The following is a 1,316-nucleotide window of genomic DNA, read 5'->3' on the forward strand; positions in this document are numbered from 1 at the left end:
GATTCAGCAGGCCATGAATATCCGCACCCAGGCGGCCGAGACCGGTCGCCTGATGCGCCACATCGAAACGGTGGGGCGGGTGAGCTATGACGAATCCCGTCTCCAGCATATCCACCCACGGGTGGAAGGCTGGATACAGGCGTTGGATGTCACTGCGGAAGGTGATCGGGTGGAAGCCGGCCAGCGTCTTTTCACCCTGTACTCACCGGAACTGGTCAATGCCCAGGAGGAGTTTCTGCAGGCACTGCGGCGCGGTGATTCCGAGGTGATCAATGCGGCCCGCGCCCGTCTCCGTGCCCTGGATGTGCAGTCATCGGTGATCGATACCATCGATCAGAGCCGCGAGGTGAAGCAGTACATTCCCTGGTATGCACCGCATGACGGCTATGTGACCGCATTGGGTGTCCGCCACGGCATGTATGTCTCGCCGGGCCTGGAAATCATGGAATTGGCCGACCTCTCCAGCGTCTGGGTCATCGCCGATGTATTTGAATCCCAGGCGGACTGGGTGGAAGTGGGCCAGCACGCCATGATCGGTCTGCCTTTCAGCCCCGGTGAGCAGGCCCATTCGGATATCAGCCATATCTACCCGGTTCTGGATGAACGCACTCGCTCCCTGCGCGCCCGTTTGCCGGTGGATAACGGCGACAAGAATCTGCGCCCCGGTATGTGGACGGCGGTCTCCATTCATGCCTCGCCGTCGGAAGAAGGGGTGGTGATTCCCCTGGAGGCCCTGATTCGAACCGGCCGGGCCAATCGGGTGGTCATTCGCGAGGACGAAAGCCATTTCCGGGTGCGTGAAGTCACCCCCGGCATGGTCAGCGGCGACCGGGTGGTGATTCTCTATGGCATCGAGGACGGTGATGAGGTGGTGGTATCCGGCCACTTCCTGATCGATTCCGAAGCCAGCATCCGAGGTGGGCATGGTCGGGTTGAGGATCATTCCCATCATTGATGTCGCCACCTTCGTAGGAGCGAATTCATTCGCGATAAAGCCCTCGGCGGGTACAGAGGCTGGTTTAGCCCCATCGCGGATGAATCCGCTCCTACGGGCGTAGCAAGCGAGAGCCGATCATGGCTTGGAGTAACACATGATTGAGAGACTGATTCGATGGTCCATTGCCAACCGGGTGCTGGTGCTGATTCTGGCGCTGGTGACCGGGGCGGTGGGTCTGTATGCGGTCAAGCACACGCCGGTGGATGCCATTCCGGATCTGTCCGATACCCAGGTGATCGTGCGTGCCGAGGCACCCGGTCTGGCGCCGGAAGTGGTGGAAGACCAGGTGACCTATCCCCTGACCACGGCCTTGATGGCG

Annotated in this window: 2 protein-coding genes; both read left to right on the forward strand. The window is 60.9% G+C overall.

Translation table 11 applies throughout. From position 1 onward, the window contains the following. A partial coding sequence (locus VCB98_RS13895) for an efflux RND transporter periplasmic adaptor subunit (RefSeq protein ID WP_346053556.1) occupies positions 1 to 955 on the forward strand: 955 nt, incomplete at its 5' end. A 136-nt stretch (positions 956 to 1,091) separates the two neighbouring features. Beyond that, a partial coding sequence (locus VCB98_RS13900; RefSeq protein WP_346053557.1) for an efflux RND transporter permease subunit occupies positions 1,092 to 1,316 on the forward strand: 225 nt, incomplete at its 3' end.

Origin of the sequence: Natronospira elongata, assembly GCF_034931365.1 — a bacterium.
In the GTDB taxonomy this organism is placed as follows: domain Bacteria; phylum Pseudomonadota; class Gammaproteobacteria; order Natronospirales; family Natronospiraceae; genus Natronospira; species Natronospira elongata.